The 13313-nt window shown below is 65.2% G+C and carries 11 protein-coding genes; 8 read left to right on the top strand and 3 right to left on the bottom strand.

What is annotated here, in order from left to right:
* Positions 1 to 42: 42 nt before the first annotated feature.
* The 3 genes from ACM42_RS18910 to ACM42_RS18920 all read left to right on the top strand — a co-directional run bounded on the left by ACM42_RS18910 (position 43) and on the right by ACM42_RS18920 (position 2574).
* Entirely contained in the window at positions 43 to 627 is a 585-nt protein-coding gene (locus ACM42_RS18910) for a CoA-binding protein (RefSeq protein WP_271529361.1), read from the top strand.
* A gap of 138 nt (positions 628 to 765) precedes the next feature.
* A complete protein-coding gene (locus ACM42_RS18915; RefSeq protein ID WP_271529362.1) occupies positions 766 to 2046 on the top strand; it encodes an O-acetylhomoserine aminocarboxypropyltransferase in 1281 nt (426 codons plus the stop codon).
* 183 nt (positions 2047 to 2229) lie between these two features.
* Positions 2230 to 2574: a hypothetical protein gene (locus tag ACM42_RS18920; protein WP_271529363.1), complete on the top strand. Its 345-nt coding sequence runs from the start codon at positions 2230 to 2232 to the stop codon at positions 2572 to 2574.
* A gap of 26 nt (positions 2575 to 2600) precedes the next feature.
* Here ACM42_RS18920 and ACM42_RS18925 read toward each other — a convergent pair whose 3' ends face one another.
* Positions 2601 to 3683: a COX15/CtaA family protein gene (locus tag ACM42_RS18925; protein WP_271529364.1), complete on the bottom strand. Its 1083-nt coding sequence runs from the start codon at positions 3681 to 3683 to the stop codon at positions 2601 to 2603.
* A gap of 93 nt (positions 3684 to 3776) precedes the next feature.
* Between ACM42_RS18925 and ACM42_RS18930 the strand changes: the two genes are divergently transcribed.
* The gene (locus tag ACM42_RS18930; RefSeq protein ID WP_028178822.1) at positions 3777 to 3998 is read left to right on the top strand and encodes a DUF2842 domain-containing protein; all 222 of its coding nucleotides are present in this window, start codon (positions 3777 to 3779) and stop codon (positions 3996 to 3998) included.
* On the opposite strand, the gene ACM42_RS18935 is transcribed toward ACM42_RS18930, so the two are convergent.
* Positions 3995 to 5041 (bottom strand): polysaccharide deacetylase family protein, encoded by a 1047-nt coding sequence (locus tag ACM42_RS18935; protein WP_271529365.1) that lies wholly within the window; start codon positions 5039 to 5041, stop codon positions 3995 to 3997. The genes ACM42_RS18930 and ACM42_RS18935 overlap by 4 nt on opposite strands.
* Positions 5042 to 5169: 128 nt before the next feature.
* Here ACM42_RS18935 and ACM42_RS18940 point away from each other — a divergent pair, with 128 nt between their 5' ends.
* Positions 5170 to 6351 (top strand): GNAT family N-acetyltransferase, encoded by a 1182-nt coding sequence (locus ACM42_RS18940; protein WP_271529366.1) that lies wholly within the window; start codon positions 5170 to 5172, stop codon positions 6349 to 6351.
* 227 nt (positions 6352 to 6578) lie between these two features.
* Here ACM42_RS18940 and ACM42_RS18945 read toward each other — a convergent pair whose 3' ends face one another.
* A complete protein-coding gene (locus tag ACM42_RS18945; protein ID WP_271529367.1) occupies positions 6579 to 8852 on the bottom strand; it encodes a GumC family protein in 2274 nt (757 codons plus the stop codon).
* Between the two features lie 200 nt (positions 8853 to 9052).
* Here ACM42_RS18945 and ACM42_RS18950 point away from each other — a divergent pair, with 200 nt between their 5' ends.
* The 3 genes from ACM42_RS18950 (at position 9053) to ACM42_RS18960 (ending at position 13268) form a co-directional block, all read left to right on the top strand.
* Entirely contained in the window at positions 9053 to 10186 is a 1134-nt protein-coding gene (locus tag ACM42_RS18950; protein ID WP_271529368.1) for a glycosyltransferase family 4 protein, read from the top strand.
* Between the two features lie 118 nt (positions 10187 to 10304).
* On the top strand, positions 10305 to 11855 hold the full coding sequence (locus ACM42_RS18955) for an undecaprenyl-phosphate glucose phosphotransferase (RefSeq protein WP_271529370.1): 1551 nt from the start codon (positions 10305 to 10307) through the stop codon (positions 11853 to 11855).
* A 156-nt stretch (positions 11856 to 12011) separates the two neighbouring features.
* Positions 12012 to 13268, top strand: a complete 1257-nt coding sequence (locus ACM42_RS18960; protein ID WP_271529371.1) for an O-antigen ligase family protein — start codon at positions 12012 to 12014, stop codon at positions 13266 to 13268.
* Positions 13269 to 13313: the final 45 nt, after the last annotated feature.

Below are 13313 nucleotides of genomic sequence, written 5' to 3' on the forward strand. Positions count from 1 at the left end.
GCGTGCCGCGCTCCTCACCATGAGGGTCAGAGAAAGAAACAAATGAACCACGACGCCTATCCCGACAATTACATCCGCGGCATCCTCAACAGCGTGAAATCGATCGCGATGGTCGGCGCTTCGCCGATCAACGTGCGGCCGAGCTATTTTGCGTTCAAGTATCTGGCGCAGCGCGGTTACGACATGATCCCGATCAACCCCGGCCATGTCGGCAAGGAGCTGCTCGGAAAGCCGTTCGTCGCCTCGCTCTCCGACCTCGGCCGTCCCGTCGACATGATCGACATCTTTCGCAATTCCAGCCACATCATGCCTGTCGTCGAAGAGGCGCTCACGCTGGACCCGCTGCCGAAGGTGATCTGGATGCAACTCGGCGCGCGCGACGAGGCCGCGGCGGCAAAGGCGGAGTCGGTCGGCATCAAGGTGGTCATGAACCGCTGCCCGAAGATCGAGTATGGCCGGCTGTCGTCCGAAATCTCCTGGATGGGCGTGAATTCGCGCACGCTCAGTTCGAAGCGGGCGCCGGCACCGACGCAGGGCATGCGGCTATCCCTCAATCGGATGAGTGTCGGCGGTGGCGATACCGCAGCATCGGATCGCGCCGCGAAAAACAAGAGCGAACAGAGCTGACGCAATTGCGAAGGATTTCTTTCGCGAACGCGGCAATGCGTAGCACGATCATTCCGATGTGAAGCCGCGCCTTGACGGCGAGCGCGGCGCCGATCAGCATGCCGCGCGATTTCAGACAACGAGAAACAGGACGCCCAAATGAGCGATCGCCTTCCGGGATTTTCGACTCTTGCCGTGCATGCCGGTGCGCAGCCCGACCCCACCACCGGTGCGCGCGCAACGCCGATCTATCAGACGACGTCCTTCGTCTTCAACGACGCCGACCATGCCGCCTCGCTGTTCGGCCTGCAGGCGTTCGGCAACATCTATACCCGCATCGGTAACCCGACCAATGCCGTGCTCGAAGAGCGCGTCGCCGCGCTTGAAGGTGGCACGGCCGCGCTTGCGGTGGCCTCGGGCCATGCCGCGCAGGTCGTGGTATTGCAGCAATTGCTGCAGCCCGGCGACGAGTTCATCGCTGCGCGAAAGCTCTATGGCGGCTCGATCAATCAGTTCACGCACGCCTTCAAGAGTTTCGGCTGGAATGTGGTGTGGGCCGATCCCGATGACATCTCAAGCTTCGAGCGCGCGGTGACGCCGCGCACGAAAGCCATCTTCATCGAGTCCATCGCCAACCCCGCCGGCAGCATCACCGACATCGAGGCGATCTCGACGGTCGCGCGCAAGGCGGGCGTGCCGCTGATCGTCGACAACACGCTGGCTTCGCCCTACCTGATCCGCCCGATCGACCACGGCGCCGACATCGTCGTGCACTCGCTGACGAAATTCCTGGGCGGCCACGGCAACTCGCTCGGCGGCATCATCGTCGACGCCGGCACCTTCGACTGGTCCACGGGCGGCAAATACCCCATGCTGTCGGAGCCGCGCCCCGAATATCACGGCATCCGCCTCCAGGAGACCTTCGGCAATTTCGCCTTCGCGATCGCCTGCCGCGTGCTCGGCCTGCGCGACCTCGGCCCGGCGCTGTCGCCTTTCAATGCCTTCATGATCCTCACGGGAATCGAGACGCTGCCGCTGCGCATGCAGAGGCACTGCGAAAACGCCAAGGCGGTCGCCGAATTCCTCGCCGGCCACCCCGCGGTGGCCTCGGTGAGCTATGCCGGCCTTCCGAGCGACAAGTACAACCAGCTCGCCCGCAAATATGCGCCGAAGGGCGCCGGCGCGGTGTTCACCTTCAGCTTGAAGGGCGGCTATGACGCCGGTGTCAGCCTGGTGTCGAAACTGCAGCTGTTCTCGCACCTGGCCAATGTCGGTGACACCCGCTCGCTGGTGATCCATCCGGCCTCGACCACGCACAGCCAGCTCGACGACGCCGCCAAGATCAAGTCCGGCGCCGGCCCCGACGTGGTGCGGCTCTCGGTCGGCATCGAGGACAAGGAAGACCTGATCGCCGATCTGGAACAGGCGCTGGGAGCTTGAACTTGGAGTCGTTCCGGGGCGGTGCAAAGCACCGAACCCGGAATCTCGATATTGTCTGGTCATCTCGAGATTCCGGGTTCGGTCCTATGGACCGCCCCGGAATGGCTGGACTCGGTTAACAGTCGTTAACCACATCTGCCCCATACATCGTCCTTGATCGCCCCTTTTGATTCGGAGCCGACGATGCTGCGCTGGATGGTGCCTGCCCTTGCGGCGATGCTGACGGTATCAGGCGCGCTGGCCGCCGATCTGCCGGCGACGCCGAAGCGGCGCGCCGCCGTGCCGCCGCAGGATCCGCCGCAGGTCTATGTCGAAACCGATCCGGATGCGCTGATCTCGCCGGCCTATGGCATCGGCAGCTATATCCGAAACCTGCCGGGCACGCCGCTGCTGCCGGGCTCCCACGCGCTGCCGGGCTATTACGGCCGTCCCTGGAGCTACGATTATCAGGGCGCGTATTACGGCGGGAAGCAGGTCGATTATTTCTGGCGCCTGCCCTACGCCTGCGGCGTTTACGGCTATTGCTGATCCATGATCAGCCGGGCTGATGGCGATCAGCCGGGCTGACTGACCGGAACCGCGCGCGGCTGTGCTTGCGCAGATTGTCGCGAGGCCAGCCGTTCGACCTGCATCACCGCAAGCGTCAACACCACGATCGCGACCGCCTGGTGGGCGAGCGCGAGATCGACCGGCACCTGGTTGAGAAGCGTGAGGATGCCGAGCACCGCCTGCAGGCTCACTGCCGCAAACAGCCACAGCGCGCCGCTCGCCGCCGCCCCTGCGCGCGAGCGCACCGCGTCAATTGCGTGCAGCGCCGCCAGCGCGAACAGCAGATAGGCGGTCATGCGGTGCTCGAACTGCACGGTCAGCACATTGTCGAACATGTTGCGCCACCATGGCGTCTCGAACCACAACCGCTCCGCCGACGGGATGAACGCGCCGTCGATCTGCGGCCAGGTGTTGTAGGCACGCCCGGCGCGCAGGCCCGCGACCAGCGCGCCGAAATAGATCTGCACGAAGGTCACGACGAGAAGCAGCGCGCTCGTGAGCCGCAGCCTCGCGGGCGCTGAGATCTGCGGCCGCTCCTTGAGCCGCCGCACCGTCCAGACGATCCCGGCGAAAATCAGGAGTGCGAGCACCAGATGTGTCGCCAGCCGATATTGCGAGACCTCGACCCGCTCGGTCAGGCCCGAGGCGACCATCCACCAGCCAACCGCACCCTGCAGACCGCCGAGAGCGAACAGCAGCCACAGCCGCCGCTTCAGTTCACCGGACAGGCCGCCGCGCCAGAGGAAGAACAGGAACGGCAAGAGATAAGCGATACCGATGAAACGCCCGAGCAGCCGGTGGCTCCACTCCCACCAGAAGATCTCCTTGAACTCGGACAGGCTCATGCCCGCGTTGAGCTCGCGATATTGCGGGATCTTCTTGTAGGCCTCGAATGCTTCGGTCCACTGCGCCTCCGAGAGCGGCGGAACACTGCCCGTGAAAGGCTTCCATTCGACGATCGAGAGGCCGGATTCCGTCAGCCGCGTCGCGCCACCGACCAGCACCATCAGTGCGATCAGCGCAGCCACGGCGATCAGCCACCAGCGCACGGCGCGATGCGGCTCGGACGGGGTGGAAATCGTCGTCATTCGGGGCAAAAACCAGGCTTGAACCGGACTGCGTGCCCCTTATAGTCCCCCGCTCCCTCAGTGCAAGTTACGCGAAAGCAGCAAGCTCCCGCCATGACGATCCGCACCCGTAAGTTCCTCGGCGCCATCCTGCTCCTGGTGCTGGCCACCGTCTGGGCCCTGCTCGGGATGGCCGCCGCGCAGATGCCGTGGATCGCCGAGTCCGGCTGGCGGCAGGCGATCTACTACGTCGTGGTCGGCATGGGCTGGGTGCTGCCCGCGATGCCGATCGTGAGCTGGATGCAGCGGCCCGACCGCGTCAAGTCCACTCGTTAAGTCTGGCCCATCGCGCTGCCCGTCGGTTTCACCGGCGCAAAGGCGACACCCGACGCCAGCACGCGCATCATCCGCAGCGAACGCACCCGTCCGTCCCAGGAAATCCGCGGCAGCGCGCGCAGATTGGTGCGTCCCTCCGCGTCCACGATGCCCGGGATCGTCGACACTGCGCTGGCAAATCCGGCCTCCTCCGCCATCACGACGTGGCTGCGCCGAAACGAAGAGCGATCGCCGAACGGGAAAGCGAAATGCCTGATCTCGCGGCTGAAAGCCGCTTCCGCGACGGCCTTGCCCATCGTCATCTCGCGCAGCGCGGCGGCATCCTTCATGTTGGCGAGAACAGGATAGTTGACGGTCGCGCTGCCGATCGTCACGAGCGGATCGGCGGCCAGCTGCGCCAAGTCCTCCCAATCCATCGACGCCTCGCGCGAGAGCGTGGCGAGGTCGATCCTGTAGCGCGTGCAGAGATCGGCAATCGCGGCCGACAGCTCCGCGGGCGGCAACGAGCGCAGCCAGCTCTCGATATACGAAAACAGCGCCTGCTTCTCGGCATTGTCCGTGACGGTGAAACGCTGCTCCCTGTCGCCCATCATCAGGCTGATCCGGCTCTCGCGCGCGATCACCTGTTCGAGACCGAGCCACCAGGCTTCGCCGACGCCGTCGGGAAAGGCGGTGGGCACATAGATTGTGAAAGGTACGGCATGGCGCGTCAGCACCGGATAGGCGAAGTTGATGAGATCCTTGGGCGCACCGTCGAAGGTCAGCGCCACGAAACGACGCTTCTCCGGCAGCGTCACGGCACACCGGCAGACCTCGTCCATGCCGAGGAAATCGTACCTCCACCGCTTCAGCGCGCGAATCGCGCGATCAAGAAATTCCGACGTGATCTCGTTCGCGCGCAGCGGCTGAAATCCGCGCCGCCGCGGCCGCACATGCGCAAAGCGCAGGATGACGCCGGCACCGCGACTGTGCAGCATGGCCCGGCCAGTGAACCAGGCCAGCTCGAGACGCAGCCGTTCCACCCATCTGTCGTCGGATGCCAAAATCCCATCCTTCGCGCTCGCCGGCGCCCGTTCCCTCTCCCATCGTCATTACCCTTTGTTGACCTTTGTTTGCAAAGGTCGGCAACAGGCCGAAATACGTATTTTCGATTTCTCGACAGGTTTCGCGAATGACCATGGCTGCGGCGATGCAAAGCCGGACGGCAGAAGCGCCAGCGCGGTCGAAAGCGAGCCGTATCGCGCAGGTCGATATCGTTACCGATCTCGCCGATGCCGAGGCGATCTGGCGTGCCTTCGAGGCGAACGGCCATCTCTTCACGCCTTACCAGCGCTTCGACCTGCTCAGCCCGTGGCAACGCCTGGTGGGCGCCCATGAAGGCACCCGACCGTTCATCGTGATCGCCCGCGACGCCGAGCGCCACCCGCTGCTGCTGCTGCCGCTCTCGCAACGCCAAAGCCACGGCGTGCGCACGGCCTGCTTCATGGGCGGTAAGCATACGACCTTCAACATGGGCTTGTGGAACGCCGAGTTCGCGGCGCAGGCTGGCATCACCGATCTCGACGCACTGCTTGCGCCGCTGCGACAGCATGTCGACGTGCTCGTGCTGACGCAGCAGCCGCAGCGCTGGCACGACCAGCAGAACCCGTTTGCGCTACTGCCGCGACAGAGCGCGATCAACGGCTGTCCGCTGCTGGTGATGGAGCCTGGCGGCCCGCCGGCATCGCGGATCAGCAATTCGCTCCGCCGCCGCCTCAAGAGCAAGGAAAAGAAGCTTCAGTCGCTCGCCGGCTATCGCTATCACCTGGCCACGTCCGACGCAGACATCACCCGCCTGCTCGACTGGTTCTTCCGCGTCAAGCCGGTGCGGATGGCGGAACAGAAGCTCCCGAACGTCTTCGCCGAGCCCGGCGTCGAACAGTTCGTCCGCAACGCCTGCCTTGCGCCGCGCGATGAAGGCCGCGTCATCGACATCCATGCGCTGGAATGCGACGAGGAGGTGATCGCGATCTTCGCCGGCGTCGCCGACGGCGAGCGCTTCTCGATGATGTTCAACACCTACACGATGTCCGAGCACGCCCGCTACAGCCCGGGCCTGATCCTGATGCGCTACATCATCGATCGCTGTGCCGAACACGGCTACCGCTCGCTCGACCTCGGCATCGGTTCGGACGACTACAAGCGAATGTTCTGCAAGGACGACGAGGACATTTTCGACAGCTTCGTGCCCCTGACCTCCCGCGGCAAGCTCGCGGCGATGGCGATGTCCTCGCTCAGCCACGGCAAGCGGCTGGTGAAGCAGAACCACATGCTGTTCGATATGGCCCGACGGCTGCGGCAGGCGTTCGGCTAAGAACTCGCGGCCAGCGAGTTCCCCTTCCGGGCAATCGCATATCGATATTCACGAGAGGTCGTCGTGCCCGGGCTTGTCCCGGGTATCCACGTTCTTCGCACCACTGGGCAAGGCGTGGATGGCCGGAACAGGCCCGGCCATGACGCTGTGGAAGCTCCAGCGCCCAAAGTTCTGACGTCCAATACGAGCCGTGCCATCCCTCCCCTCTCGTGGGAGGAAGGCGGAGGCTACGCCGCCACGACGCGCGGCGCTTCCATCGCATCTGACGGCTGCACCGGCTTGCTCAGCATCGTCACCTCGCTGAAGCCGACCTCCCTCAGCTGCTCGCACATCAGCGTGCGGGCATCAGGTGCCATCGACGCATCGGGCACCACGACGGCGCGGGCATGCGCCGTCAGCAGTTCGGCCGGAAGATCGGAGGCGCTGCCGGCATCGATCAGCACGTGGTCGTAGGCGCGCAGCAGCGCGTCGATCGCGAGCCCCACGCGCGGCGATTGCAGCAGGCTGCGGTCGAAGCCGGGACGGCCGGCCATGACCAGATGCAGTCGCGAGAGCTTGTCGCGGGTGATGATCTGGGCGAACGAGGCTTCACCCTGCATCAGCTCGGCGAGGCCCGGCGCCGACGCATCGACGGAGACCGCGGCAATCGTCGGCGAGGACGCGGCGAGATCGACGACGACGACGCGGGCATCGCGCGCCAGGTGCCGGGCGAGCGTCAACGTCGACAGCGTGATGGCTTCGCCGGGCGCCGTGCCGAGCACCGTGACCTTTTTCGCCGCCGCGCCCGCGGCACGCAGGCCGTCGGCGAGGTGCTCGATCTCGGCGAACTCCGTCACTCCGGCATCGGCCGCCATCTCCGGCTGAAGCGGCGCCGGCTCTTCTGTGACGGGTTCGACGACCGGCTCCACCACCACTTCTTGCCGAGCCACCGCCGGCTCCCCCCGAACCGCCGCCGGCATAAACACAGCTGCCGCGCGCGGCGCGGTCTGGCGCAACAGCTCACCGGTGACGACGACACCGGACGAAAGCAGCAGCGTCGCGATGGTCGCGATCAGCACAATCGGCAGCTTCTTCGGATATGCCGGCGTGTTCGAGACGATGGCGCGCGAGATGATGCGGCCGTCCGTCGGCGCGGTGTCGATAGTCTCGCGGGTATTGGCTTCGCGGTACTTGGCCAGATAAGTCTCGAGCAGGTCGCGCTGCGCCTTGGCTTCGCGCTCCAGGGCGCGGAGCTGGACATCCTGACCGTTGGTCGAGGCCGCCTGCTTCTTGAGCTGCTCGAGGCTCACGGTCAGGCCATCGACCCGACCGCTGGCGATCCGGGCGTCGCTTTCGAGCGAGCGCGAGATCTTGGCCGCTTCGTCGCGGATCTGATTGTCGAGATCGCCAAGCTGCGCCTTCAGCTCCTTGATCCGCGGGTGATTGCCGAGCAGCGTGGATGACTGTTCGGCGAGCTGCGCGCGCAGCGTCACCCTTTGCTCCGACAGCCGGCGCATCAATTCGGAGTTCACGACCTCGGATGCCTCGATCGGCTTGCCGCTCTGGAGCATCTCCTTGATCAGCCGTGCCTTGGATTCCGCATCCGCCTTCATCGAGCGCGCATTGTTGAGCTGGGTGTTCACCTCGCCCATCTGCTGGTTCGACAGCGTGGTGTTGTTGGTCCCGATGAACAGGCTCGACTTGGAACGGAAGTCCTCGACCCTCGCCTCGGCGTCCGAGACCTTCTTGCGCAAGCTCTCGATCTCGCCGGCCAGCCACTGGCTGGCGTTCTTGGCCTGCTCCTGGCGCACGCCCTGCTGGAGCACGAGATAGCCGTCGGCGATCGAATTGGCGACGCGGGCGGCAAGCTCGGGATCGGCGGACTGGAATTCGATCACGATCACGCGCGACTTGTCGACCGCATAGGCCTGGAGGCGTTCGTAATAGGCATCGAGCACGCGCTCTTCCGGCGTCATCGAGAACGGATCACGGCCGATACCAATGAGCGCGGCAAGCGACTTCAGCGGCGAGACGCCTTGCAGCACCGGGTCGAATTCGGGGCGCTCCGCGAGCTTGTTCTTCTTGATGATCTCCCGCGCGAGATCGCGCGACAACACCAGCTGCACCTGGCTGGTGACGGCCTCGGCGTCGAGAGCCTGCCGCTCCTCGGTGCGGTCGCTGTTCGGGCGCAGGAACACATTCTCGCGGCCGTCGATCAGGATGCGGGCTTCGGACTTGTAGCGGGGCGTGACGAGATTGACGACAGCGAGAGACGCAACGAGCGCCAGCACCGTCGGCACGATGATCCAGCTGCGCTTGCGCGCCAATGCCGTTCCGAGCGCGCGCAGATCGATGTCGCCGGATTCGACTTGTGCCTGCTTCGCGACGACGGGCGCATGGCCCGCTTTGACCTCGGCTTCGACCTTGGCTTCGACCTTGGGCGCGGGCTTGGGCCTCGACCTCGAGACTGCCCGCTCGATCACCGCCTTGGCCTTGCTGTCACGCCAGAACGCTAAACGCATCGAACACTCCCGCAGGGCAACGCTGCGACTCTACCTCAACCGGGGCGATTACACTCCATTAAGGTTGCCGCTGGGTTAATCGCGACGGCCGCGGCCGGCCCTGGCGCGCTCGTCACCGTTTGTTAACCACGAGGGCCCTTAATCCCTCACGATTATTTCGTGAGAATTGTTCGGCAGTCGCCGTCGAGCTGGTTTCGATCATGTCCCCCTCTCCCGACCGGCCACTTCGCATCCTGCACGCCGTGCGTGCTCCGGTCGGCGGCATCTTCCGCCACATCCTCGACGTCGCCAACGGCCAGGTCGACCGCGGCCATCATGTCGGCATTCTCGCCGACAGCCTCACCGGCGGGGAGCGTGCCGACAAGGCGCTTGCCGAGCTCGCGCCTCGGCTGAAGCTCGGCGTGCACCGGCTCGCAATCCGCCGCGAGCCGTCGCCCGACGATGTCCTGGTATGGCTTCGCATGCGGCGCCTGATCGCCACGCTCAAGCCCGACGTGATGCACGGCCACGGCGCCAAGGCCGGCGCCTTCATCCGCATGCGGCGGCGCTCCGACGACACCATCCGCATCTACACCCCGCATGGCGGTTCGCTGCACTATCCCCTCAACACCTTCAAGGGCGAGTTCTACGCGCGGCTCGAGCGCGCGCTCATGGATTCGACCGACCTGTTCCTGTTCGAGAGCGCATTTGCCCGCGACACCTATCAACGCATCGTCGGCACGCCCAAGGGCGTGGTGCGTTGCGTCTTCAATGGTGTCACTCCCGAGGAGTTCGAGCCTGTCGTAACGGCCGACGATCCCACCGACCTCGCTTATGTCGGCGAGTTCAGGCATATCAAGGGTACGGATCTGCTGGTCGATGCCGTGGCGCAGCTGCATGCGGGCGGCAGGAAGGTCACGCTGACGCTCGGCGGCGACGGCGAGGAAACGGCGGCGCTGAAAGCGCAGGTCGAGAGGCTCGGCCTGTCCGACGCAATCCGCTTCATCGGCCACGTCAAGCCGCGCTATGGCTTCTCCAAGGGGCGGCTGCTGGTCGTCCCCTCGCGCGGCGATTCCATGCCTTACGTCGTGATCGAGGCGGGTGCCGCCGGCATTCCGATGATCGCGTCCCGCATCGGCGGTATTCCAGAGATCTTCGGCTCCGACAGCCCCGCCTTGTTTGCGCCGAGCAATCCCGAAGCCATGGCGGAGGCGATCGCCGCGGCGCTGGACGATCCGCAAACGACCACGCAGCGCGCGGCGTCCTTGCGTGAGCGCATCTCGGCACATTTCTCGCAAGCCGCCATGGTCGAGGGCGTGCTCGCCGGCTATCGCGATGCGTTTACCAATCATTAACCATCCTTAAGCTCGCTTTAGAAAATCTTCCGATTTGTTCGATAATCGAAGCGCCAGGGGATGCTTGCCCGGGGCGCGCAAGACCGTGCCGCAAGTTTTGGAATGGACGTGGACGCCCGTGGAACCGCTCAACGCACGCTCGATGCTCGATGCCGCGACCAGTGCCGCGGCAAAACCTGTTGACCAGCCCTTCGTGGAGCGCCGTCGCCGGCTCTCGCCTGCCGCGCTCGAAGTGGTCAACCAGAAGGTCGCCCGCGCCTATTCGCCGGTCGTGATCACCGGTTTCGTCCGTCTGGCCGATTTCGTGCTGCTGAGCCTCGTCGGCATTGCGCTCTATGTCGGCTATGTCATGCCGCTCTCCGGCGCCTTCAGCTGGATTTATCCCGCCGAGGTCGTCGCCGTCGCGGTCGCCGCCGTGGTCTGCTTCCAGGCCGCCGACATCTACCAGGTGCAGCTGTTCCGTGGTCAGCTCCGGCAGATGACGCGGATGATCTCGTCCTGGTCCTTCGTCTTCCTGCTGTTCATCGGCATCTCCTTTTTCGCCAAGTTCGGCAGCGAAATCTCGCGGCTCTGGCTTGCCGCCTTCTACTTCCTCGGGCTCGCCGCGCTGATTGCCGAGCGTCTGGTGCTGCGCGCGCTGGTGCGTGGCTGGGCGCGCCAGGGCCGGCTCGACCGCCGGACCATCATCGTCGGCTCCGACAGCAGCGGCGAGCAGCTGGTCGAGGCGTTGAACGCGCAGGAAGACTCCGACATCCACGTGCTCGGCGTGTTCGACGACCGCAACGACAGCCGCGCGCTCGACACCTGCGCCGGCGCGCGCAAGCTCGGCAAGGTCGACGACATCGTCGAGTTCGCGCGCCGCACCCGCGTCGACCTCGTGCTGTTCGCGCTGCCGATCTCGGCGGAAACGCGCATCCTGGAGATGCTGAAGAAGCTCTGGGTGCTGCCGGTCGACATTCGTCTGTCCGCGCACACCAACAAGCTGCGCTTCCGTCCCCGCTCCTATTCCTATCTCGGCGAGGTGCCGACGCTGGACGTGTTTGAGGCGCCGATCACCGACTGGGATCTGGTGATGAAATGGCTGTTCGACCGCGTCGTCGGCAGCCTCGCGCTGCTCGCAGCGCTGCCGGTGATGGGACTGGTGGCCCTCGCGGTGAAGCTCGACAGCCCCGGCCCGGTGCTGTTCCGCCAGAAGCGTTTCGGCTTCAACAACGAACGCATCGACGTCTACAAATTCCGCTCGATGTACCACCACCAGGCCGACCCGACCGCATCGAAGGTCGTGACCAAGAACGATCCGCGCGTCACCCGAGTCGGCCGCTTCATCCGCAAGACCAGCCTCGACGAGCTGCCGCAGCTCTTCAACGTGGTGTTCGCCGGCAATCTCTCGCTGGTCGGCCCGCGGCCGCATGCGGTGCAAGGCAAGCTCCAGAGCCGTCTGTTCGACGAAGCCGTCGACGGCTATTTCGCCCGCCACCGCGTCAAGCCGGGCATCACCGGCTGGGCCCAGATCAACGGCTGGCGCGGCGAGATCGACAACGAAGAGAAGATCCAGAAGCGCGTCGAGTTCGACCTGTATTACATCGAGAACTGGTCGGTGCTGTTCGACCTCTACATCCTCCTGAAGACGCCGGTCTCGCTGCTGACCAAGAACGAGAACGCGTATTGAGTTTCCCTCATGCCCCGGCTTGACCGGGGCATCCAGTACCCCACAGCGCCAGCCGTTTTCCGCAATGGGCGCCGCAGAGTACTGGATCGCCCGGTCAAGCCGGGCGATGACGGCGTGTTTTGTGGCGTAAGAGTTGCGTGAGCGTATGAGCGTGCGATGACGTATGCGGCGACAGCCGGGGAGATGAATGCAGCGGTCCGTGCTGCGCCCGGCGTGCTGGCGCTGCAGCGCGCGCTGGTGTGGCTGGTCGGCGCCTCCGGCGCGATCGTTTTCATCGAGCCGAGCCCCTACGAGATCGCGACGCTGCTCGCCACCGTCACCTTCTTCGCCACCGGCCTGCGCCTGAAGCTCGTTCTGATGCCGCTGGTCGCGCTGCTGGTCCTGCTCAATGTCGGCTACACCATCAGCGCGATCCCGCTATTCGATAAGCCCGAGGTGGCGAGCTGGATCGCGACCTCCTGGTACATGGCGGTGACCGTGGTGTTTTTCGCGATGGTCACGTCCGAGGACACCGCGGCGCGGCTCGACATGCTCCGCCGCGGGCTCGTGGTCGGCGCGATGGTTGCCTCGCTGTTGGCGATCGCCGGCTACTTCCACCTGATTCCCGGCGGCAACGACCTGCTCACGCTCTACGGCCGCGCGCGCGGCACCTTCAAGGACCCGAACGTGCTCGGTGCCTTCCTGATCCTGCCGGCCCTGTTCGCTCTCCAGAGCGTCGTCTCTGACAAGTTCGGCAAGGCGTTCCGCAACGTCTTCGCCTTCGGCATCATGTCGCTCGCGATCCTGCTCGCCTTCTCCCGCGCCGCCTGGGGCGGATTGGTGCTGACCTCCGCCTTCATGCTGGCGCTGATGGTGCTGACCAGCCGCACCAACGCACAGCGTTCGCGCATCATCGTCATGGCGATCGTCGCCGCGGTGCTGGGCCTCGCGCTGATCGCGGTACTGCTGTCGTTCGATTCCACCGCCGAGATGTTCAAGCAGCGCGCGAGCTTCGACCAGAGCTATGACGAAGGCCGCTTCGGCCGGTTCGGCCGGCACATCCTCGGCGCGGAGATGGCGCTCGACCTGCCGTTCGGCATCGGGCCCCTGCAATTCCACCGCTACTTCCCCGAGGACACCCACAACTCCTACCTGAACGCCTTCATGTCCGGCGGCTGGCTTTCCGGCGTGTGCTATCCCGCGCTGGTCTTCACCACCGTCATCATGGGCTTCAGGCACATCTTCGTGCGTGTACCCTGGCAGCGCGCATATCTTGCGGTCTTCTCCGCCTTCCTCGGCACCGTCGGCGAAAACTTCGTGATCGACACCGATCACTGGCGGCACTTCTGGATGATGCTGGGCGCGATGTGGGGCATGATCGCAGCGGCGCAGGCCTACAAGATCGAGGCTGACGACGAAGCTTCTTCAGCGTGAGAGCGGGACAAGAGGCCGCGGCGCACTGGATGCCCCGCCCCAGTG

It is taken from the genome of Bradyrhizobium sp. CCBAU 25338 (genome assembly GCF_028128965.1).
Taxonomy (GTDB): Bacteria; Pseudomonadota; Alphaproteobacteria; order Rhizobiales; family Xanthobacteraceae; genus Bradyrhizobium; species Bradyrhizobium liaoningense.